Origin of the sequence: Collimonas arenae (assembly GCF_000786695.1) — a bacterium.
Lineage (GTDB): Bacteria > Pseudomonadota > Gammaproteobacteria > Burkholderiales > Burkholderiaceae_D > Collimonas > Collimonas arenae_A.
Genome location: NZ_CP009962.1, coordinates 4,079,024 through 4,100,886, shown reverse-complemented (window position 1 = coordinate 4,100,886; position 21,863 = coordinate 4,079,024). Strand labels below are relative to the sequence as shown.

Here is a 21,863-nt window from a genome sequence, read left to right as displayed (position 1 = left end):
TCATCACGGCTTAACCGGCTCCGCGCTAGCGTCGCCATGCTGGCTATCATCGCCCTCGTCGCTATCGGCGTCCTTGTCGCCGAAGCGTTCCCGCACGCGGCGCGCCAGGTTGTCGAACGCCAGATAGATGACCGGTGTCGTGAACAGCGTCAGCACTTGCGAAACCAGCAAACCGCCGACCATGGTAATCCCCAGCGGCTGCCGCAGCTCGGAGCCGACGCCGCTACCCAGCATCAAAGGCAACGCGCCCAGCAAGGCCGCCATGGTGGTCATCAGGATCGGGCGGAAACGCAATAGGCAAGCCTGGTAGATGGCGTCACGCGGGCTCTTGCCCTCGTTGCGCTCGGCATCCAGCGCAAAGTCGATCATCATGATGGCGTTTTTCTTGACGATACCGATCAGCAGGATGATCCCGATAATGCCGATGATGCCAAGATCGCTACCGGCGATCATCAGAGACAGCAGGGCGCCGACCCCGGCCGACGGCAAGGTCGACAGGATGGTGATCGGGTGGATATAGCTTTCGTACAGCACGCCGAGCACGATGTACATGGTGATGATCGCCGCCAGGATCAGCAGCAGGGTATTGCTGAGCGAAGCCTGGAACGCCAGCGCGGCGCCCTGGAAGCTGGTCTGGATGCTGGCCGGCAGGCCGATATCCTGTTCCGCCGCATGGATCGCCTTGACCGCGTTGCCGAGCGATGCGCCGGCCGCCAGGTTGAAGGAAATCGTGGTGGCAGGGAACTGGCCGATATGGTTCACCACCAATGGCGAAGTACGCTCCTCAATGGTGGCGATGCTCGACAGCGGCACCTGGTTGCCATTGCCGGCGACCAGGTAAATGCTGTTCAGCGCCGCCGGGCCTTTCTGGAATTCCGGTTTGACTTCCATCACCACCCGGTACTGGTTCGACTGGGTATAGATGGTGGAGATCAGACGCTGGCCGAAGGCATTGTATAAAGCATTGTCGATTGCCGCAGTGGTGATGCCGAGGCGAGACGCCGCATCGCGGTCAATCGCGATATAGGCTTGCAGGCCAAGATCTTGCTGGTTGCTGGCAATATCCGCCAGTTCCGGAATCTGGCGCAAGCGATCGATCAGCTTGGGCACCCAGATGCTCAGTTCATCGGCATTGGAATCCTGGATGCTGAACTGGTATTGGGTACGGCTGACGCTGTCTTCAATCGTCAAGTCCTGCACCGGCTGCATGTACAAGGTGATGCCGCCGACTTGGCGGTCCAGCTCCGGCTGCAGGCGACGGATAATGTCGCTGGCGCTCATGTTGCGCTCATCGCGCGGCTTCAGGTTGATTAGCATGCGGCCGCTGTTGAGAGTGGCGTTGGTGCCGTCGACGCCGATGAAGGAAGACAGGCTTTCGACAGCGGGATCTTTCAGCACCACCGCCGCCAACGCCTGCTGCCGTGTAGCCATGGCAGAAAAGGACACTGACTGGTCCGCTTCGGAGATGCCCTGGATGACGCCGGTATCTTGTACCGGGAAAAAGCCTTTCGGAATGAATATATACAGCACTGCGGTCAGCACCAGCGTGCCGATGGCTACGATCAGGGTCGAGAACTGATGCCGCAGCACCCATTCCAGAGCTACACCGTAGCGGGCAATGATGCGGTCGAGAAATTCGCCACTCTTGCGGTAGAACCAGCCCTGCTTTTCGTCGGGGATATGATGCAGCAGTTTGGCGCACATCATCGGTGTCAGCGTCAGCGAAATCACGGCGGAGATCAAGATCGCTACCGCCAGCGTGATGGCGAATTCACGGAACAAGCGGCCCACGACGTCACCCATGAACAGCAATGGAATCAACACCGCAATCAGCGAAAATGTCAGAGAAATGATGGTGAAGCCGATCTGTTCAGCGCCTTTCAGGGCGGCCTGCAGGGGCTTCATGCCTTCTTCGATATAGCGCGAGATATTTTCGATCATCACGATCGCATCGTCGACCACGAAGCCGGTGGCGATGGTGAGCGCCATGAGCGTCAGGTTGTTGACCGAGAATCCGGTCATGTACATGATGCCGAAAGTACCGATCAGCGACAGCGGCACCGCAACGCTGGGGATGATGGTGGCAGGTACGCTGCGCAGGAACAGGAAGATCACCATCACCACCAGGGCGATCGACAGCAGCAGCTCGAATTGCACGTCCGACACCGAGGCGCGGATGGTGGTGGTGCGGTCGGTCAGGATCTGGACATCGATGGCGCCGGGCAGGGTATCTTGCAGCTGCGGCAGGATCTTCTTGATGCTGTCGACCACGCCGATGACGTTGGCGCCCGGTTGTCGCTGGATATTCAGGATGATTGCCGGCGACTGGTTGGCCCAGGCCGCCAGCCGCACGTTTTCCGCATCGTCGACTACGTCGGCGATATCCGAGATGCGGATCGGCGCGCCGCTCTTGTAGGCGATGATCAGGTTACGGTATTCGTCGGCCGAACGTAGCTGGTCGTTGGCGTCGATGGTCGAGGCGCGCGACGGTCCGTCGAAACTGCCCTTGGCCTGATTGACGTTGGCGTTGCCGATGGCGGTACGGACATCGTCAAGATTCATCCCAAGCGCGGCGATCGCGCGCGGATTCAGTTGCAGCCGCACAGCTGGCCGCTGGCCGCCGGACAAACTGACCAGGCCGACGCCCGGCACTTGCGAAATTTTTTGCGCCAGACGGGTATCGATCAGATCCTGCACCTTCGGCAGCGGCAGGGTCTTGGACGTAATCGACAGCGACAGGATCGGCGTATCGGCCGGATTGACCTTGTTATAGATCGGCGGCGTCGGCAGATCGGCCGGCAACAGGTTACTGCCGGCGTTAATCGCGGCCTGGACTTCCTGTTCGGCGATATCGAGGCTCAGGTCCAGGCTGAATTGCAGCGTGATGACCGAAGCGCCGCCCGAACTGGTCGACGACATCTGGTTGAGGCCCGGCATCTGGCCGAATTGCCGCTCCAGCGGCGCCGTCACCGACGAAGTCATGACGTCCGGGCTGGCGCCAGGGTAGAGCGTTACCACCTGGATGGTTGGATAGTCGACTTCCGGCAGCGCCGAAAGCGGTAGCTGCTTGTAGGCGACGATACCGGCCAGGAAAATCGCCAGCATCAACAGGGATGTGGCGACCGGCCGGAGAATAAACTGGCGTGAAGGATTCATGCGTTCTTTACAACCGGTTATTGGCTGGCGCTTTTATTGGCGGCGGGTGCCGGCGCAGTTGGGGCTCCGCTGGCGGCGGCAGTACTGCCGCTGGAATCCTGGCGGTGACGGTGGCCGCCTTGATGGGCGCTGGCGCTGCTGGCGTCGGACGAGGCTGCTGCGCTTGTAGTCGCCGCCGCGCCGCCGCGCGCCACAGGTTCCACTTTTGCGCCTTCCTTCAGTTTGTCGATGCCGTCGACGACGACCGTTTCGCCGGTGGCGATGCCTTGTTCGATGGCGGTCGATTCACCCTCGGTCGGGCCAGCCGTTACCTGGCGGATGGCGACGGTGTGGTCCGGTTTTACCACATAGACGAAAGTGCCCTTGGCGCCGCGCTGGATGGCCGCGTTAGGGATCACGATTGCATCGTGGCGCGTATCGAGCAGCATGCGGGCATTTACAAATTGACTCGGGAACAAGGCGTAATTGGCATTGGGAGTTTCCGCCTTCAGTTTCACCGTACCGGTAGTGCTGTCGACCTGGTTGTCGATGGTCAGCAAGTTGCCGCTGTCGAGCTTGTTTTTCTGGTCGCGGTCCCAAACGTCGGTTGGCAACTTCTTGCCAGCCTGGATTTGCTTCATGACGCCGGGAATATTATCTTCAGGGATGCTGAATACGGTGGTAATCGGCTGCAGCTGGGTGATCACGACGATGCCGTTGGCGTCGCTGCTCTGGACTATATTGCCGAGATCGACCTGGCGCAAGCCGAGGCGGCCGCTGATAGGGGCGGTAATACGCGAATAGGTCAATTGCAGGCGGGCGCTGTCGAGTGAGCCCTGGTCCGACTTGACGGTACCTTCATATTGTTTGACCAGCGCGGCCTGGGTATCGACCTGCTGGCTGGCGATGGAATCCTGCGCCAGCAATGTGCGGTAGCGTTGCAAATCGATTTGAGCAGCCTTCAGCAGAGCAGTGTCTTTGGCCAGCTGACCTTCGGCTTGCGTCACGGCTACCTGGTAAGGGCGCGGATCGAGTTCCGCCAGCAAAGCGCCTTCCTTGACGATCTGTCCTTCTTTGAAGTGCAATTTCATCAACTGTCCGTTGACCCGGCTTTTGACTGTCGCCGTGGCTTCGGGAGTGACGCTGCCCAGGCCCGAGATATAGATATTGATATCGCCCGTTTTGGCTACCGCGACCCCAACCGGCAACGGCCCGCCTGCGCCGGCGAAAGCACCGCGCTTGCTGCCTTTGCCGCCTGCGCCGCCCTTTGATCCTTGTCCGCTTGCTGCTCCCGCAGCATCTGCGGGCTGATGATTCCTGCCCCAGATCAGGTAAGCGGCCGCCGCCAGTACAACAACTGCAATCAGCCACAGCCAGCCGCGCTGGAACCCGCCTTGATGCTTGTTCGGGAGTGGAACGGGCCGGCTTTGCGGCTGGCTGGGTTGGTCGATTTTTGGAGTCGGTGTAGTAGTCATCGCAGGCAGGAGGTCAGTCAGAGTGTGGTCAGATGCAATGCTGATATCCGCCGGAACTGGCGCTCGGCGGATTATGAAATTTAATTACATGAGTTTAGCGAGTAAATTTTACGGGCGTGTGTATTTATTAGAAATTGTTTCAATTTTATGAAAGGTGCGTGCTGGGCAGTGTAGCCGCAAGCGTGGTGGACAGCAATTGGGATGGGGCCCTGAGGCAGGGCGCCAGGCAAATCATGAAACCTCGAAAGTGCGCTGGCTATGGCTTGCTAAAGTTTAATCAGCACAACTGCCGGGGCTTCGTCATTTGCCCGGAAAAGTCGGGCCAGGATGGATCTGGCGCCGGGTTTTCGTTACGGACGGCCGTCAGGGCCGCCATCAGGACCGCCGCGGTGAAAGCCGCGATGGCCGAAGCGATGCTGTTCCAGGCGTTTGAAGTGCTCGTCGAAGACTTTTTGCTGTACCGGCGTCAGCACCGCATAGAACTCCTTGACTGCGGCAGTATGTTCAGCCAGGCGGGTTTCTGCCCGTTTCAAGAATTCCATTTGATGATCCAGACGTTCAGGGGCGGTTAGCTTGGCCCAGTCTTCCTTGCTTGGGCGTTGTGGCGGTACGGCTGGCTTGACCGGCTTGATTTTACCGATGAAGGTCTGCCAGGCCGGCTCCTGCGCTGCGGTGATCTTCAGGTCGTCATGCCATTTGGCCTGCATTTTTGCCATGTGGTCGGCAAATTTGGCTTGTTGTTCCGGTGTCGGCGGGCCCTTTTTTGCGCCATCCGTCTGGGCGTAGGCCGTCAGGCCTACGGCTGCAATGCTCAGTGCAGTCACGCCGATCAGTAGTTGTTTGCGAAGCTTGAACATGATGAGTCCTTCTATGAATGTGAGTGCCATCTGCACAGTTCGCATTGGAACGCGCTGGTGTATCGCCGGTTTTTCATAGAGGAGGGGCTTTGTATCCACGTGTATGGCATCAAGTTTGCTTTGTATCGCAAAGTGTCGACGGCCATGGCAGATATGCCAATATACAAATTACTATCGTATTTCTTGCGCCAGCTTGCCATAATCCTGAAAACGACAAATACTCGTTGCCGGCGTACATCAGATATAGTTAGCTTTGTATACTTCGTGATTGTTTGTTATTGCTGGCATAAATAGCTTTATTTTTCAGCCTTATTTTTCACCTTGTTTTTTGGATTGACCGTACCCCGGTCTCACTGCAGCACCTAGGATAATCAAGCATATGGAAACCGCTGCTCATATATTGGTGGTCGACGACGACCACGAAATCCGGACTTTGCTGGCCGAATACCTGGATGCCAACGGCTTCCGCACCCTGATGGCGACCAACGGCAGCGACATGCGCAAAGTGCTGTCGGAAACCCGGGTCGACCTGGTTGTGCTGGATCTGACCTTGCCGGGCGAAGACGGTCTGACACTGTGCCGCAACTTGCGCGCCGACTCGAATATCCCGGTGATCATGCTGACCGCTCGCGGCGAGCCGCTGGACCGCATTCTGGGTCTGGAAATGGGTGCCGACGATTATTTATCGAAACCGTTCGAGCCGCGTGAACTGTTCGCCCGCATCCGCAGCGTGTTGCGCCGCACCCAGGCTTTGCCGCCGAACATGGCGTCGCCGGAGGCTCAGCAAATCCAGTTTGGTCACTGGACCCTGGATCTGATCGCGCGTCATCTGGTTAACAGCGATGGCCTGGTGGTGGCCTTGTCGGGCGCCGAATATCGCATTCTCAAGGTGTTCCTGGATCATCCGAACCGTGTGCTGAACCGCGATCAGCTGCTGGAGCTGACGCAAGGCCGTGAATCCGATCCTTTCGACCGTTCGGTGGATATCCAGATCAGCCGTCTGCGCCAGAAACTGGGCGACGACGCCCGCACGCCGGTGATTATCAAGACCGTGCGAAACGAAGGCTACGTGCTGGCTACTGCGGTGACAGTGGAGTCATGATGCGACAGCGTTATTCAATGACGCCGGCTGTGCAGTAGAAAAGGAATGCTGTCCGTGAGAAATTTTTTTGGTTCGGTTGCGAACCGGGTATTCCTGATTCTGCTGGCCGGGATTCTGGTTGCGGTCGGCAGTACAGGCTGGCTGGCGGATAGCGAGCGACGCAAGAATTTCAAGGAGTGGTACGAATCGCGAATTGCCGATCGCATCGAACAGACTGTCATTTCGATCGACAATGTCGGTCCTGATACACGCTCGATTGTGCTGCAAACCAGCGAGAAATTCGGTCTAGAATCATATCTCGTCCAGGAGGCAGCGCCAACCGCCGACGACAATCCGTCGTTGGCGGCAGCGATCAAATCCAAGCTGGGCAATGATCGCTATGTGACAGTCACCAAGCAGAAGGACTGCAAACTGCGTGAGCGCAGAGGTCCCGATCCCAGGCATTTCGATGAATGCCAGGCGGTATATGTCAGCCTGAAAGACGGCGCCCTCCTGAAGATCAAATTGCGCGTCATGCGCGAGCCTGGCGCGCCTGGCGGTAGACCGCCCGGCATGCCTTTTCCTTCACTGTATTTTGCCATGTTCATGCTGTTGATCGCGGTGCTGGCGTTTATCGTGGCGAAGATGACGGCGCGGCCGATCCAGTTGCTGGCAAATGCCGCCGGCGAACTCGGCAGCGACATTGACCGTCCGCCGCTGGATGAAAGCGGCCCGACCGAAGTGCGGCAGGCCGCCACCGCCTTCAACGCCATGCAAGCGCGCATCAAACGGCAGATCCAGCATCGGACCCATATGCTGGCCGCGATCACTCATGATTTGCAAACGCCGTTGACCAGATTGCGCCTGCGTCTGGAAAAAGTCGGCGATGGTGAGTTGCGGCATAAACTGCTGGAAGACCTGGCGGTCATGCAAAGCATGGTGCGTGAAGGACTGGACCTGGCGCGTAGCATGGATTCGGCGGAACCGATGCAGAAGCTGGATATCGATTCCTTGCTGGACAGTGTTTGCGCCGATGCGGCTGATGCGCGGCAGGACGTCACGCTGGAAGGGCGCACCCGTGCTTCGATCGTGGCGCAGCCTAACGCTTTGCGGCGTTGCCTGATCAACCTAGTTGATAATGCGACGAAATATGGACGCTATGCGCGTTTGCAATTGGAGCGCGAGGGTAGCGATATTGTGATCCGGATTCGCGATGGCGGCGTGGGAATTCCTGCGGAGTTGCTGGAGACGGTGTTTGATCCGTTTTTCCGGCTGGAGACTTCGCGTTCGCGGGATACGGGGGGGACTGGACTTGGGCTGACGATTGCGCGCAATATCGCTGAGAATCATCGGGCTAGTTTGCAGTTGAGGAATCATCCTGCGGGTGGGTTGGAGGCTACTTTGCGGTTGCCGGCATTGAGCTGACCTTTTGCAGCCGGCAATCGCAAGCACGAGTTAAATGGGGTCGGAGTTTTTTTTCGCGCTCTTTGCGAAAATTACTCTGACCCCTTTTAACGGGCCACAGAGTGCTTGCGTTAGTAAATAAAGAATTTGCTACTCCGTGGATGCAAGCCGGGGGTAGCCCGGCAGCTAGTCACTTTTTCTTGCTTCGCCCCCTGGCCGGGCGCAAGAAAAGTAACCAAAAAGAAGGCGACCGCAAAGCCCTTGCCTTCCCTGCGGTCAGGTCCCCAAAAGAGGCGCGTGCCAGTCGGGTGAGACACAAACTCGCTGCGCTCAGACATGTGTCTCACAATTCCCGACCGGCACCCGCCTCTTTTGGCAAGTTCTCAATGCGGGGCACTTCAAAAGCAACGGCAACTTCAAAAGCAACGGCAACTTCAAAAGCAACGGCAACTTCAAAAGCAACGGCAACTTCAAAAGCAACGGCAACTTCAAAAGCCTGGACGACCTCAATTGCGTTGCTGTGCTTTTTCTATACGATACCTGTCAGATAGTAGGCGCCAATTACGACAAACACAGCGGCGGTCTTGATCATTGTCACTACAAAAATATCCTTGTAGGATTGGCGATGCGAGAGTCCGGTTACTGCCAGCAGGGTAATCACCGCACCATTGTGCGGCAGGGTGTCCATGCCGCCGCTGGCCATGGCGGCGACACGGTGTAGCACTTCCATCGGGATGCCGGCTGCTTGGGCGTTTTCTATGAAAGTGTGCGACATCGCTGCTAACGCAATGCTGAGGCCGCCGGAGGCGGAGCCGGTGACGCCGGCTAAAGTGGTGACGGTGACGGCTTCGTTGACCAGTGGGTTGGGGATGCTCTTGAGAGCGTTGGCGATGACCAGGAAGCCTGGTAAGCCGGCGATTACGGCGCCGAAGCCATATTCCGAAGCGGTGTTCATCGATGCCAGCAAGGCGCCGCTGACCGCCGCTTTGCTGCCTTCGGCAAATTTTGCCTTGACGGTGTTGAATGCAAATAGCAGCACTGAAAAAATACCGATCAGCAGGGCAGCTTCCACCGCCCAGATCGCTACTACGCCGGAGACTTGGGTGGTGATCGGTTTGCTCGCGCCGGCCAGCGTCATTTCGTGGCTGGAGCCGTAGAACGTCGGGATCCAGCTGGTGAATAATTTATTCATGACGCCCACCAGAACCAGCGGCAGCAGGGCGATGAGAGGATGCGGCAACTTGCCGTCGGCGACCGGTTCAGGTTCGTTCAGCAACTCGGTGCCGTAGCCCTCGCCGCTGGCGGCGGCCTTGCGGCGGCACCATTCCAGATAGAGCAGGCCGGTGACCAGAATGAAGGCTGCACCGGTCACGCCAAGCCAGGGTGCTGCCCAAGTGGTGGTGTTAAAGAAAGTGGTGGGGATGATGTTCTGGATCTGCGGCGTGCCGGGCAGTGAATCCATGGTGAAGGTGAAGGCGCCGAGTGCGATCGTGCCGGGGATCAGGCGTTTCGGAATGCCTCCCTGGCGGAACATCTCTGCTGCAAACGGATAGACCGCAAACACCACGACAAACAGCGATACGCCGCCGTAAGTCAATAATCCGCACACCATCACGATCGAGAGCATCGCGCGCTGGCGGCCGACGATCCTGATGACGCTGGAGACGATGGATTTGGAAAATCCGGAGAGTTCGATCACCTTGCCGAATACCGCACCCAGCAGAAAGACGGGGAAGTAGAGTTTGACAAAGCCGACCATTTTTTCCATGAAGACGCTGGTGAACATCGGCGCCACCATGCTCGGGTCGGTCAGCAACACCGCGCCGAGCGCGGCTACCGGTGCAAACAGAATGACGCTGTAGCCGCGATAGGCGACAAACATCAGGAACAGCAAAGCCAGAATGACAACGATGAAACTCATCCTCTATCTCCTTGGGATTGAAACGGGTCCGCTCTACCGGGTCAGGTCAACCAGCCCTGAATAGCGTCATGAAAAAACGGCAACATGTTATTGATAATATTGTAACGTGAGGCACGACTGGAAGCGGCTGCAAAAGCGCCTTGTTTCAGGGAGATATGAGGTTGTTACTTTCAGGCCAGGTGGCGGGAGTATCAGTTCACTCCAAAAAAAAGACATGTCTGAGCATGTCTTTTTGGTGGTCTGATCAACTTCGCAATTTCGATCAATAAGGAGTGTAGTCTGGCGGCGGACCATAATTGCCGCGTTGCGGAGGATAGTAGTCCGGCGGCGTTGAATATTGAGGGGGAGGAGCATATTGCGGCGGGGCATACTGGCGACGGCTGTTGGCGTAGCCGCCGGAGACCGGAACCTGGTTGCCCTTGGCGTACATGCATTGGGTGTACACGTTGTTGTACTCGCGTTGCATGCCGTAGCTGCTGCGGTTAGCCGAGTCGCCTGCAACCGAACTACCCGCCATCAAGCCTACGCCGCCGCCGATTGCAGCGCCGGCGCCGGCGCGCCCGGTTGCGGCACCGATCAAGGCGCCAGCTGCCGCGCCAATCAAGGTGCCGGCTGCCGCTGTGCCAGCCGCATTATTCGCGGCTGCCTGCGGCGCATACGGTCCTATTCTGTTCTGGGCTTCGCTGCGGCAAACATTTTCATCGTTGCGGAACTGGTCGTAGCTTTTACCTGCGCCGGGCAGCGCCATCACGTTGGGGCCTGTCGGTGCGGTGACGCAACCTGACAGCAGAACGGCCATCGACACCGCGAATACTTTAGTTGTTGTGTTCATCGTGATACCGCCTTATTGAGGTTGAGCTTGATCCGGCAATACTTTCATCCATCCTTTAGGGCAGCGCGGAATCTGCGGATAATAGCCAGCCGGGCTGGGGCAGTAATAGGCGTAGTTTGGCGCTTTTTCTATGTAGGCTTGCGGCTCCGGCTGCACATAGACTGGCGGTGGTGCGTAATACACAGGTGGCGGCGCGTAGTACACCGGCGGCGGGCCCCAATACAACGGTCCGCCGATGGTCACACCGATGCGCGGGCCGTAAAAGCCGCCATGTCCGTAGTAACCATAAGCAAAGCTAGATGAACTGGCTGCCATCAGGGCCGCCGCAGCTAGTATCAATAGAGCAATTTTCTTCATGATGTATTCCACGCATTTCTTGGTGATTAAATAGTAGTCCGGGCCATCGCAAGCGCGAAAAAGAGTTACTTCTAGTTGCAAATGTTGCGTGGCGCTACATCATTCTAACCTGTCGACAAGGCCCGGCGGCATTGGCTTGGGAGAGATTTGGATTGTTGCCAAATGGTATGTTTTTTTTCGCAAAACCGGTCTGGCAAAAAACTGCTTGCCACGAAGTAACCGATCTCGGCAAACGGGATGCCGGCTGCGGCGTATTCTATAATCTTCTGATTCACAGCCAGCAGATCGCAGACATGAACAAACCAACCGCAGAGCAGCAATCTTCCCTCCAGGGCGTTAAAGTAATCGAGCTCGGCACCTTGATTGCCGGTCCCTATGCGGCCAGCCTGTTGGGGCAGTTTGGCGCCGAGGTGATCAAGATCGAATCGCCTGGCGATGGCGATCCGTTACGCAAATGGCGCAAGCTGCACAACGGCACCTCGCTGTGGTGGTATTCGCAGAGCCGCAACAAGAAATCGTTGACGCTGAACCTGAAGTCGGAGCAGGGGCAGCAAATTGTGCGGGACCTGATCAAGGACGCCGATATCGTGATCGAGAATTTTCGTCCTGGCACCTTGGAAGGCTGGGGTCTCGGCTGGGACGATTTGGCGAAGATCAATCCCAACCTGATCATGGTGCGCGTTTCCGGTTATGGCCAGGATGGTCCTTATCATGCGCGCCCCGGCTTTGCTGCGATTGCCGAATCAATGGGCGGCTTGCGCAATCTGGCAGGTTATCCGGACCGGCCGCCGGTGCGGGTCGGCGTCAGCATCGGCGACACGCTGGCTTCCTTGTACGGCGTCATCGGTGCGCTGCTGGCGATGCATCATCTCAAGTCCAACGGCGGCAAAGGGCAGTTCATCGATATCGCCTTGTATGAAGCCGTATTCGGTGTGATGGAAAGCCTGATCCCGGAATATGCCGAGTTCGGCTTCGTACGCGAGCGCACCGGCGCCAGTTTCCCCGGCATTTCACCGTCCAGCACCTATCCTTGCATGAGCGACGAGCGGGGCGAACATTATGTGATCATCGCCGGCAACGGCGACAGCATTTTCAAGCGACTGATGCTGGCTATCGGCCGCAGCGACCTGGCGGAAGATCCGCGTCTGGCGCGCAACGACGGCCGGGCGCAGAACAACGACATGCTTGACGCCGCGATTGCCGACTGGACCTCGCAACACACCCTGGAACATGTGCTGCAAGTACTGGAGCAGGCCGATGTGCCGAGCAGCAAGGTGTATACCGCTGCGGATATTCACCAGGATCCGCATTTCCGCGCGCGTGACATGATCCAGCAGCATATGCTGCCGGACGGTCAGCCGATAGACCTGCCGGGTATCGTCCCCAAGCTTTCAGCGACGCCCGGGCAGACTAACTGGGTTGGCCCGGAACTGGGGCAGCATACGGCGGAAATACTGGCAGCCATTGGCAGGAGTCCGGAGCAGATCGCCTTGCTGCGAGAGCAGGGCGTCATCTGAGCGGGCTGATGCAAGCACCGTTTTGTCGCTTGCCTACTTGAGCATCCAGCCGCGCCGGATGAATGGCGCAAACAGATAACCGTAGATGAGCGATGCGTATCGGAACAGAGGGTTGATGTAGTACGCGGCGTAGCTATAGCAGATCCCTGCGCTAAGCGCGGCGACGATGGCAGCGCCAGCCATGTCGAATGGATAGTGAACTCCCAGGTATATCCGTGCCCACGCCATCGGCAGGCCGAGTAAGCTATACGCCAGGCCAATGGCGCGCAAGCGTTTCTGCAGGAGAAAGCTGAAGGCGACGCTCCATTGCAAGGTCAGGTGATCGCTGGGGAACGACGAATCCGGACTGTGCGCCAGGAAATTGGTGCCGAGGCCGATGGCGAAAGGCCGCGGATGTTCCCAAAGCATGCCGCACAGCATGCTGATCGACAAGCCGACGATGCCGGCCACGACAGCTTCCAGCATCAGTTTGCGTGTTGCTTCTGAGCCGCACAACCAGCCTGCCAGTAGTGAAATCGGTATCAGGTAAATCAGCCATTCGGCGGCGACCATAGCCGCATTGAGTGCGATTGAATTGGGATGTGCGCTGGCGTTGATCAGCAGGAACAGCGATTGATTGAATTCTTCCATGGGGCCTTAAGCTGTGGTAACTATCGATATGCCGCGTAAGGGCAGCCGTCGAATGGGTCGTTTGAGACACACAGATGGCAGGATAGTTGCAAAGACTTAGCATTGACTGAGGGCGCCTGGAGGGTTCCGTTAAGCAAATCAGGGCTCGTACACGACAAGCGTCGCCAACAATAAAAAAAGCTGGCAAGACGTGAGTCTTAGCCAGCTTAAATATTACGGACGTCGTTACGAAGAATCTGGATTAGAAGCGTGTACGCATGCCCATCGCAAATTCTGTCTGGTTTTTGAAGCCATTGGCCGAACCGACGCGGTAGCCGTCGTCAAGTTTCATGTAGTCGGCAGCGACATACAATTCGGTACGCTTCGACAGATGGTAGAAGGTTGAACCGTACAGAGTTTTTTTCTTGCCGCTACCGGTGGCGGTCGATCCGCTGGCATCAGCGTAAGCGTTGAGTGTGCTGGTGCCGGCCGCATTGTAGGCAGCGTTCTGGGCTTTCATGACCTGATAGCCGAGTTCGTAGTCGAACGAACCTTGTGGAGTGAATTTGGCCGATACCGTGTAAGCGTCGTCTTTACGCTGACCGAGCGCACCTTGCTCTGCTGTGTAATGGAAATAGCCGGCATTCAAACGCACCAGGTCAAATATATAGCTGCCGCCGAGGCCAAAGGATTTATGCTTCTCGGTGCTGCTGGTGAGGCCGTTACCCACGTCAGCCTGGTTGACGAAACCGGATACGATAAAATTCGAGCCGTTGTAGCCGATCGCCGCCGATTTGGTGGTGTTGTTGGAGAATGCACCTGCAACGTTACCAAACTGATAGCCAAGGCCGGCTACTACGCCGTTATCGAATACTTTTTTCCAGACCAGGCCACGGTCATAGCGGGTACCGGTGGCGCTGCCCGAGTAGAAAATCATTTGCTTGAAATTGTTGTTGTTGGTGAAGCCGCCTTCTTCCAGGCCCAGCTTGGAGCCGTAGGCATCACCGTAGACCTGCGAAAAATCGCGGGCCAATGTGTTTTGGCGGCCCAGCGTGATTTGGCCGAAAGTCTTGTCTTGCAGACCAACCCATGAATCACGGTTAAACAACACGCCCGGCGTGTCCATTTCACCGGTGCCGACCACAAATTCGGCTTCCAGCTTGAAAATGGCCTTGAGTCCGCCACCCAGGTCTTCCGCACCGCGGAAACCGATACGATTGCCGCTGAACCAGGCGACCGGGACGCCGGTCAGGCGGTCACCGTTGCTGTCCGCGTGGTTAACGGTGCTGATGGTGGCGTCGATCAGGCCATAGACGGTGACGTTGGATTGTGCGTATGCGGCGTTCACGGATCCCAGGGTCGCAAGAGCGGCCAGCGCTAGCAGCGATTTTTTCATTGTTGTCTCCAGATATTTATAGTTGAATGTCCCGATCGCGGGGATCGGTCCGCAGACTATAAAATTCGCAAGCTTACTAACTGCTTTCAGGAGACAAAATCGCAGGTCGGAGGGTGTGGAATTTGCGCCACAACACCTGGAAAATAAATCTTGCATTTGAAAGCTGGTCGTAAGCTTTCTTTCAGATAGGCGCTATTCCTTAGGCTGCGAGCTGCCTGTTTGCATAACGATATTGTTATGCGGGAGCCCTTGTTAGTGGCGGAAACGCAACGGTGACCTGCAGGCCGATGCCGCCAGGTGGAGTCGCTAGCGTGACGCTGGCCATACTGGCGGTTGCGATTTCCCGCACGATAGCCAGGCCCAGTCCGCTGCCGTCGGAACGGTCTTCTTGCAGACGATAAAAGCGCTCGAAAACACGTTCTCGCTCAGCTTCGGGAATACCGGGACCATTGTCTTCTATCCGTAGTAACGTGCCGTGCTCGCTGGCGCTGACCGAAACCGTGACTATGCCTCCGGACGGCGTGTAGCGCAGTGCGTTGTCGAGCAAATTGGCCACCAGTTCCTCCAGCATGGAGGGTGTTGCGTGCACCATGACCGGGTTGTCGCAGAATTCGAAACCGAGATCGATGGCTTTACTTTGCGCCAGTGTCGCCAGCTCTTCAATCACTCTCTGCACCACCTCAATCAGATTGACATCGCTTTGGCGCAAGGGATGGCCGATGCCCGTTTCGGCATTGGACAAGGTCAGCAACTGGTTCACCAGCCGGATGCCATGCTGTATGCCTTTGTTGATTGCGCGCAGCGCCGCATCCTTGCTTTCGCTGTCGCTGCTGCGCAAGCCGTAGTGAACCTGTGTGTTAAGTATCGTCAATGGCGTGCGCAGCTGATGCGAGGCGTTGGCGATGAAGCGCCCTTGGGCGGACATGTGATCGTCCAGCCGCTGGACATAGTCGTTGATGGCGTGCACCAGCGGCGCCAGTTCGGAAGGAACCGGTGTTGTGTCAAGCTCTTCCAGCGCACCCGGCTTGCGACGCCGGACGCGATCACGCAGGCGCATCATCGGCGCCAGTCCATGCCGCAAGCCCAGCAACAGCAGTAACCCTACCAGCAGCAGTATCATCAGTTGCTGCTGCACGGTGTGTTCCCACATGCGGTCCGACAGCGTCTTATAGGAATGCTGGGTTTGTGCGACTTCTATCATGACTGGCGCGCGCTCCGGATTGCCGACCACTTGTTGGAAGAAGGCCACGATGCGCACCGGTTGTTCACGGAACCTTGCGTTGAAGTAGACAGCTTCCTCATTGTGGTGGGTTGGTGGTGGCGCCGGTAAATCAGGCTGCCCCGCTAGCAGCGCGCCACGCGCCGTCACCACGCGGTAGTAGATCAAGTCATGTGAGTCGGACTGGAATAGTTCTAGCGCCGCAGGCGGAATGGTTACCTGCAGGCTCTCGTCTTCATAGCGTATTTGTTCCGCGATGATGCGCGCCGAACCAAGCAGCATGCGGTCGTGCACCACGGTCGCCATCTCGATGGCGCTGCTGTAGGTCACCCAGGTGTTGAAGCCGACAAACAATATCAGTGGCACCAGCAGCCACAGCAGCAGCTGGGTACGCAGGCTGTTAAACAACATGCTGGTGCTGCAGCAGATAGCCGAGTCCGCGCAAGGTGATGATGGCGGCATCGCCGGGCTCCAGCTTCTTGCGGATACGATGGATATAGACTTCGATGGCGTCTTGCGATACTTCTTCATCCATGGCGTACAAGCTCTCTGCCAGCGCCTGCTTGCTGACAGTCTTGCCCATTTTCATGATGAGCGTTTCCAGCACAGCGTGCTCGCGCCGGGTCAGTGTGAGCGGGGCGCCGTCTATCGAAAAGATCAGGCTGTTGCTGTCATAGTTGAGCGTGCCGCATTGCAGGATCGGGTTCTTTTGCTGGTTGGCGCGCCGCAGCAGCGCGCGGATGCGAGCCTCCAGCTCATGGACGTCGAACGGCTTGGCCATATAGTCGTCGGCGCCGCTGTCGAGGCCGCCGATGCGGCCTTCGACCGAGTTGTTGGCGGTCAGGATCAGCACCGGAACATTGTTGTGGCGCGCGCGCAACCGTTTAAGGACCTCGCCGCCTTGCAGCTTGGGCAGGGACAGATCGAGTATCACCAGCTCATACTGCTGTGTCAGCAACAGATGGTCGGCGTCAGCGCCGTTGTAGACGCAATCCACGGTGTATTTGTTGCGGTGCAGGATAAGCGCCAGCCATTCGGACAGCGGCCTGTTGTCTTCTACCAGCAAAATTCGCATATTCGTTTCCGTCGGAGAGATGCCGCACTGATCTTGCTGCGCGATGAGGCGCATTATAAAGCCGTAAATCCCGCCGCAGGGCAAGTGTCTGAAGAGCCAGGCGATATGCCGGTATTCCCGGGATTTTGATTTGCCCGGTCGAAATCTCGCATGCTATTATTGGTCCAGCCAATAGACCTATTGATGGGCAGATTAATGCGATCAGATTAATTTGCAGCAAATTTTTATCAGGCTGTGAAGTTTGTTGGCTGGCTTATCAAGTCTATTTACTATGTCAGTTCGGTCGAATCAGGCTGGAATGCCGGCCTGGACAAAATTTCATGAGGGTTATCGATGGCTATTGATTCTGGCGTCGGCGCGCCCCTGCGCATTGACGCGCATCAGCACTTCTGGTTGCTGGCCAACCGTGCGGGACAATGGCCGCCGGTTGAGCTTGCACAGATCCATCGCGATTTCCTGCCGGCGGACCTGACGCCGTTGCTGCAGCAGCACGGTATAAGCGGCAGCGTGCTGGTGCAGTCCTTACCCAGTATGAGCGATACCTTGTTCATGCTTAATTTGGCCGAAAAGAATGCGTTTATCCGGGCTGTAGTCGGCTGGTGCGACCTGAGGGCGGCGCATGCCGAGCAGCAGATCGGGTTGCTGGCGAGCCATCCGAAAATGCGCGGCCTGCGGCCGATGCTGCAGGAACTGGCCGACGACTGGATCGCCGACCCGTCGCTGGCGCCGGCTATCTGTGCCATGCAGCGTCACCGGCTGAGTCTCGACGCATTGGTCTTGCCACGCCATTTACCGGCCTTGTTGGAGTTTGCCCGGCGTTATCCGGATCTGCCCATCGTTATCGATCATGCAGCCAAGCCGCAGATCGCTGTTGCTCAATTGGAGCCTTGGCGCACGCTGATACGCCAGCTGGCGGAATTGCCGCAGGTATGTTGCAAATTGTCCGGGCTGGTGACTGAGGCTGCGCCAGGATGGACAATCTCGCAATTGCAGCCTTATGCCGCCCATGTGCTGGATGTCTTCGGCGCCGAACGCGTGATCTGGGGCAGCGACTGGCCGGTAGTCAACCTGGCTGCGGATTATGGCCGCTGGCTGGATACGACCGAGGCGTTGCTGGCGCACCTTGACGCCAGGCAGCGGCAACAGATTATGGGCGCGAATGCGCAGCGTTTCTATCGTTTGTAATAGCGCGCCGGGATGGCACTTGCCGCCGCTAACGCAAGAACACTTTGTTCATGATCTGCGTCACAGGATAGGTCACCATCGTCTGTACCGCAGGAGGCAAATCAAGCGGCCTCATGATCATCTTGATGGTCATGTCAGGGGACAAGTGACTGCGGATGGTGGTGTTCATCTGGCTGTGGATCCGTTGCAGCATGGCCTCGTCATTGGCGTGCGACGGCACCCTGGTGTTGAGCACGTGACGCAAGGCACAGGCGGCATCTTCGTTTTTCATTTCCATCGTGCGTCGCCGCAAGGCGCCAAAAATGCGATGACGGCGCAGACCTTCGTTTTGCCGGAAACGACGGAAATAGTGGAAAAAATGCTTGTAATGATTCACTTCGTCCTTGGCAATGCGCGAGGTCAGGTCTTTCAGCACCGGTTCGTCAGTACCGCGCGAAAGCGCGCTATAGAAAGTTGCGGTGCCAGCTTCCACCACGCAGCGTGCGACCATTTCCAGGCCTTTGCTGGGCTCAAGCAATTCAACTTTGCAATAGCCCGAATACTCTTCAAGGAAATTGCCATAGGCAGTTTGCCAGTCGAACTCCGGCCATATGTGTTCGACATAGGCCCGTAGCGCCTGGCCGTGCTGCAATTCTTCAACTTCCCATTGTTCGCGCAGCCAGCTGGAAATTTCCGGCTCGTCGCCGTAATAATCCACCAGATTCTGCGTATAGAGATCTGAACCGCTCTCGACAAACGAGGCGCATGCGACCAGATAGAAAAGGTTTTCATCGGGACGGACTTGCGCAATATTGATTTTTGAAAAATCCAGATCGGCGATTTTCCAGTGTGTAGATTTGGTATTTTCTTCGCGACCTAAGTGCATGATCAATCTCTCCATTTGGCTGTGACTGATAATCAGGTATGACGCGTACCGTAGCAATAGGTTCACGGTACACGATTTTTCGGCAATGTGTGCATTTCACACTCATGCTAGGATGAAGCTTTACCCGCAGCGAGGTGAGTACATGAGTGAGCAAACCAGTCAAAACGTCGAATATCGTGGCTACGTTATCGTGCCGAAACCAGTGCAGGGCCACGATGACCTGTGGCATGACGGCTATCAGATACTGAAAGCCGGCTCCAGCGTTTCCAGTCGCACCAATACCGAAAGTGCGCACAGCACCCAAGATACCGCCTACGACAGCAGTGTTGAATTCGCCAAAATCGAAGTCGACAACCTGGTGGCGTTGACTGATTAGGCAAACGGCGCAGGGAAGCGCATCTGTTGTCAGGTAGGTGTTGGCAGTTGTTTTATCGGCAATTGCAAAAAGAGGCTACCGCTTATGCAACGATCACTGTATCTCACCTATTCAGCTGGTTTTCTGGCATTGCTGGCGTCTTTGACGGTCGCAGGCGGTGATGCCAAAGAGCTTACCAAGACGCCTGCCAAGACATTTGCAGCTACGCAGACTTATCAGATTGCGGGCTTGAAGCAGCCTGCAGAAATTTTAGTCGACCAATGGGGCGTACCGCACATATACGCTGCGAATCAGGACGATGCTTTTTTTGTACAAGGTTTCAACGCTGCCCGTGACCGTCTGTTCCAGATCGATTTATGGCGTCGCCGCGGCCTTGGCCAGCTGGCGCAAGTGTTTGGTCCGGCCTATGTGCAGCAAGACCGCGCCACGCGGCTCTTTCTGTATCGCAGCGACATGCAACGCGAATGGCGCTCCTATGGCCCGCATGCAGAGCAAGTGGCGACCGCTTTTGTGGCAGGCATCAATGCCTATGTGGCCTACGTTGAAGCCCATCCTGATAAACTTCCCTTTGAATTCAAGCGGCTCGGATATGCTCCGGCCAAATGGCAGGCGGAAGATGTGGTGCGCATCCGCAGCCACGGCCTGACGCGCAATCTGCAGAGTGAAGTGGCGCGCGCCAATGTCGTTTGCAAATCCGATCTCAAATCCGACGAAATTCGCATCGGCCTGACGCCACAGTGGCAAACTGCGTTGCCGGAAGGCCTCGACCCTTGTTTGCCCAAAGACCTGCTGAAAGTGTTCCAGCTGGCGACGCAAGGCGTGAAGATCACTAAAGACAGCCTGCAAGCGGCGCAAGGAAATACGGATGCGGTAATGATTGCCGCGGCGGAGGATCCGGAAGAAATCACCGAGGGCAGTAATAATTGGGTGATCTCACCTTCAAAATCCGCCACCGGCCGCGCCATCATGGCCAACGATCCGCATCGCGCTTATTCAACGCCGTCCTTGCGCTATATCGTACATGTCAATGCACCGGGACTGGATGTCATCGGCGCCGGCGAGCCGGCGCTGCCGGGGATTTCGATCGGACATAATGGTAGCGTCGCCTTCGGTCTGACGATTTTCAATATCGATCAGGAAGATTTGTACGTCTATCAGCTTAATCCGGAACATGAGGGTCAGTATAAATACCAGGGTAACTGGGAGCCGTTCAAGATTATCAAGGAGCAGATCGATGTGAAAGGCGAAGCGCCTGTCAGTGTCGATCTGACCTTCAGCCGGCACGGCCCGGTGATCTTTGTCGAGCCGGGGAAAAATCGCGCCTTTGCGGTGCGCTCCGGCTGGTTGCAGCCTGGCATGTCGCCATATTTCGGTAGCATCGCCTACATGCGCGCCAAGACCTTCGCCGAGTTCAAGAATTCCTTGCTGCATTGGGGCGCGCCGACGGAGAACCAGGTCTATGCCGATACCAAAGGCAATATCGGTTGGGTGCCGGGAGGGTTGGCGCCGATCCGGCCTAATTGGGATGGCTTGCTGCCGGTGCCGGGTGATGGCCGCTATGAGTGGGCTGGTTTCTGGTCCGGCGACCAGCTGCCGTCCAGCTACAATCCAAAGCAGGGCTGGTTCGCCTCGGCCAACCAGATGAATTTGCCGCCCGGCTATCCCTACCGCGAGCGCAAGCTGGGTTTCGAGTGGACCAACAATGCACGTTTTACGCGTATCAGCGAAGTCTTGTCTGCGCTGGATAAAGTCTCGCTGGAAGATTCCATGCGCTTGCAAAACGACGATCTGTCGATTCCAGCGCGGCGTCTGGTGGCATTGTTGAAGCCGTTGTCGTCCAGCGATGCACAGACGCAGGCGGCCCTGAATCTGCTGGCCGGATGGGACGCCATAGAGCGTGCCGATTCGGCTCAGGCGGCTTTGTTCGAGGTCTGGCTATCGCGGCATCTGGGCAAGGACTTCAAGGCGGCGGTGCTGAGTCCCGCAGCGGCGGATGCCATGGGCGCGCCGGATACCGCCGTGCTGTTGGATACCCTGGAGCATCCCGAGGCACGCTTCGGCCAGGATGCCGTACAAAAGCGCAACCGGGTTTTACTGGCTAGCCTGACGGCAGCCTATGCTGAAATGGAAAAACTGCAGGGCAGCGACCCCACGCAGTGGCAGTGGGGCAAGCTGCATCACAATCTGATGGAGCATCCACTGGCGGCTGCGGCGGATGAGGCCACGCGGGAAAAATTGAATGTCGGGTCGATGTCCACCCATGGCGGCGCTTACTCGCCTAACCAGTCGACTTATCGCAGCAGCGATTTCCAGCAAACCAATGGACCTTCGTTCCGGGTAGTGGTTGACGTCGGTAATTGGGATAATTCACGGGCCGTCAATTCGCCAGGGCAGTCAGGCGATCCGGACAGTCCGCATTATCGCGACCTGGCCGACAAGTGGCTGAAGGGGGAATATTTCCCGCTGCTGTATTCGCGTGCAGCGGTGGAGAAGGCGACGGTAGAGCGGATACGCTTGCAGCCGCTTAACTGACTTGCACTGACTGCAGCCTGGGTGACG

General features: G+C 57.3%; 17 protein-coding genes. 6 read left to right on the top strand and 11 right to left on the bottom strand.

Features of this window, described 5'->3' with window-relative positions:
* Nucleotides 1-3: 3 nt before the first annotated feature.
* The 3 genes from LT85_RS17905 to LT85_RS17895 form a co-directional block, all read right to left on the bottom strand.
* Complete coding sequence (locus tag LT85_RS17905) at nucleotides 4-3,156, bottom strand: MdtB/MuxB family multidrug efflux RND transporter permease subunit (RefSeq protein ID WP_038491505.1); 3,153 nt, start codon at nucleotides 3,154-3,156, stop codon at nucleotides 4-6.
* 17 nt (nucleotides 3,157-3,173) lie between these two features.
* On the bottom strand, nucleotides 3,174-4,610 hold the full coding sequence (locus LT85_RS17900) for an MdtA/MuxA family multidrug efflux RND transporter periplasmic adaptor subunit (RefSeq protein ID WP_038491502.1): 1,437 nt from the start codon (nucleotides 4,608-4,610) through the stop codon (nucleotides 3,174-3,176).
* 350 nt (nucleotides 4,611-4,960) lie between these two features.
* Nucleotides 4,961-5,467: a Spy/CpxP family protein refolding chaperone gene (locus LT85_RS17895; protein ID WP_038496695.1), complete on the bottom strand. Its 507-nt coding sequence runs from the start codon at nucleotides 5,465-5,467 to the stop codon at nucleotides 4,961-4,963.
* 379 nt (nucleotides 5,468-5,846) lie between these two features.
* Here LT85_RS17895 and LT85_RS17890 point away from each other — a divergent pair, with 379 nt between their 5' ends.
* Both LT85_RS17890 and LT85_RS17885 read left to right on the top strand, forming a co-directional pair.
* Nucleotides 5,847-6,569, top strand: a complete 723-nt coding sequence (locus LT85_RS17890; protein ID WP_172657000.1) for a response regulator — start codon at nucleotides 5,847-5,849, stop codon at nucleotides 6,567-6,569.
* A gap of 54 nt (nucleotides 6,570-6,623) precedes the next feature.
* On the top strand, nucleotides 6,624-7,973 hold the full coding sequence (locus LT85_RS17885; RefSeq protein ID WP_437177275.1) for an ATP-binding protein: 1,350 nt from the start codon (nucleotides 6,624-6,626) through the stop codon (nucleotides 7,971-7,973).
* Nucleotides 7,974-8,481: 508 nt separating this feature from the next.
* Here the strand turns inward: LT85_RS17885 and LT85_RS17880 are convergent.
* The 3 genes from LT85_RS17880 to LT85_RS17870 form a co-directional block, all read right to left on the bottom strand.
* The gene (locus tag LT85_RS17880) at nucleotides 8,482-9,873 is read right to left on the bottom strand and encodes a GntP family permease (protein ID WP_038491493.1); all 1,392 of its coding nucleotides are present in this window, start codon (nucleotides 9,871-9,873) and stop codon (nucleotides 8,482-8,484) included.
* Nucleotides 9,874-10,135: 262 nt separating this feature from the next.
* Entirely contained in the window at nucleotides 10,136-10,705 is a 570-nt protein-coding gene (locus tag LT85_RS17875) for a glycine zipper family protein (RefSeq protein ID WP_038491491.1), read from the bottom strand.
* A 12-nt stretch (nucleotides 10,706-10,717) separates the two neighbouring features.
* Nucleotides 10,718-11,062, bottom strand: coding sequence for a hypothetical protein (locus tag LT85_RS17870; protein WP_038491488.1), 345 nt, complete (start codon nucleotides 11,060-11,062; stop codon nucleotides 10,718-10,720).
* Nucleotides 11,063-11,355: 293 nt separating this feature from the next.
* Here LT85_RS17870 and LT85_RS17865 point away from each other — a divergent pair, with 293 nt between their 5' ends.
* Entirely contained in the window at nucleotides 11,356-12,579 is a 1,224-nt protein-coding gene (locus LT85_RS17865) for a CaiB/BaiF CoA transferase family protein (protein ID WP_038496692.1), read from the top strand.
* 33 nt (nucleotides 12,580-12,612) lie between these two features.
* Here the strand turns inward: LT85_RS17865 and LT85_RS17860 are convergent, their stop codons facing one another.
* The 4 genes from LT85_RS17860 to LT85_RS17845 form a co-directional block, all read right to left on the bottom strand.
* Nucleotides 12,613-13,209 (bottom strand): undecaprenyl-diphosphatase, encoded by a 597-nt coding sequence (locus tag LT85_RS17860; RefSeq protein ID WP_038491485.1) that lies wholly within the window; start codon nucleotides 13,207-13,209, stop codon nucleotides 12,613-12,615.
* Between the two features lie 241 nt (nucleotides 13,210-13,450).
* Complete coding sequence (locus tag LT85_RS17855; RefSeq protein ID WP_038491483.1) at nucleotides 13,451-14,584, bottom strand: porin; 1,134 nt, start codon at nucleotides 14,582-14,584, stop codon at nucleotides 13,451-13,453.
* Nucleotides 14,585-14,819: 235 nt separating this feature from the next.
* Complete coding sequence (locus LT85_RS17850; protein WP_038491480.1) at nucleotides 14,820-16,214, bottom strand: sensor histidine kinase; 1,395 nt, start codon at nucleotides 16,212-16,214, stop codon at nucleotides 14,820-14,822.
* Complete coding sequence (locus LT85_RS17845) at nucleotides 16,204-16,878, bottom strand: response regulator (protein WP_038496689.1); 675 nt, start codon at nucleotides 16,876-16,878, stop codon at nucleotides 16,204-16,206. Before LT85_RS17845 ends, LT85_RS17850 begins: the two co-directional genes overlap by 11 nt.
* A gap of 333 nt (nucleotides 16,879-17,211) precedes the next feature.
* Between LT85_RS17845 and LT85_RS17840 the strand changes: the two genes are divergently transcribed.
* Nucleotides 17,212-18,063, top strand: coding sequence for an amidohydrolase family protein (locus tag LT85_RS17840; protein WP_172656999.1), 852 nt, complete (start codon nucleotides 17,212-17,214; stop codon nucleotides 18,061-18,063).
* 28 nt (nucleotides 18,064-18,091) lie between these two features.
* On the opposite strand, the gene LT85_RS17835 is transcribed toward LT85_RS17840, so the two are convergent.
* A complete protein-coding gene (locus LT85_RS17835; RefSeq protein ID WP_038491477.1) occupies nucleotides 18,092-18,928 on the bottom strand; it encodes a ferritin-like domain-containing protein in 837 nt (278 codons plus the stop codon).
* A gap of 142 nt (nucleotides 18,929-19,070) precedes the next feature.
* On the opposite strand from LT85_RS17835, the gene LT85_RS17830 reads away from it, so the two are divergent.
* Nucleotides 19,071-19,304: a hypothetical protein gene (locus LT85_RS17830; protein WP_038491474.1), complete on the top strand. Its 234-nt coding sequence runs from the start codon at nucleotides 19,071-19,073 to the stop codon at nucleotides 19,302-19,304.
* An 84-nt stretch (nucleotides 19,305-19,388) separates the two neighbouring features.
* On the top strand, nucleotides 19,389-21,836 hold the full coding sequence (locus LT85_RS17825; protein WP_081992495.1) for a penicillin acylase family protein: 2,448 nt from the start codon (nucleotides 19,389-19,391) through the stop codon (nucleotides 21,834-21,836).
* The last annotated feature ends 27 nt before the right edge of the window (nucleotides 21,837-21,863 follow it).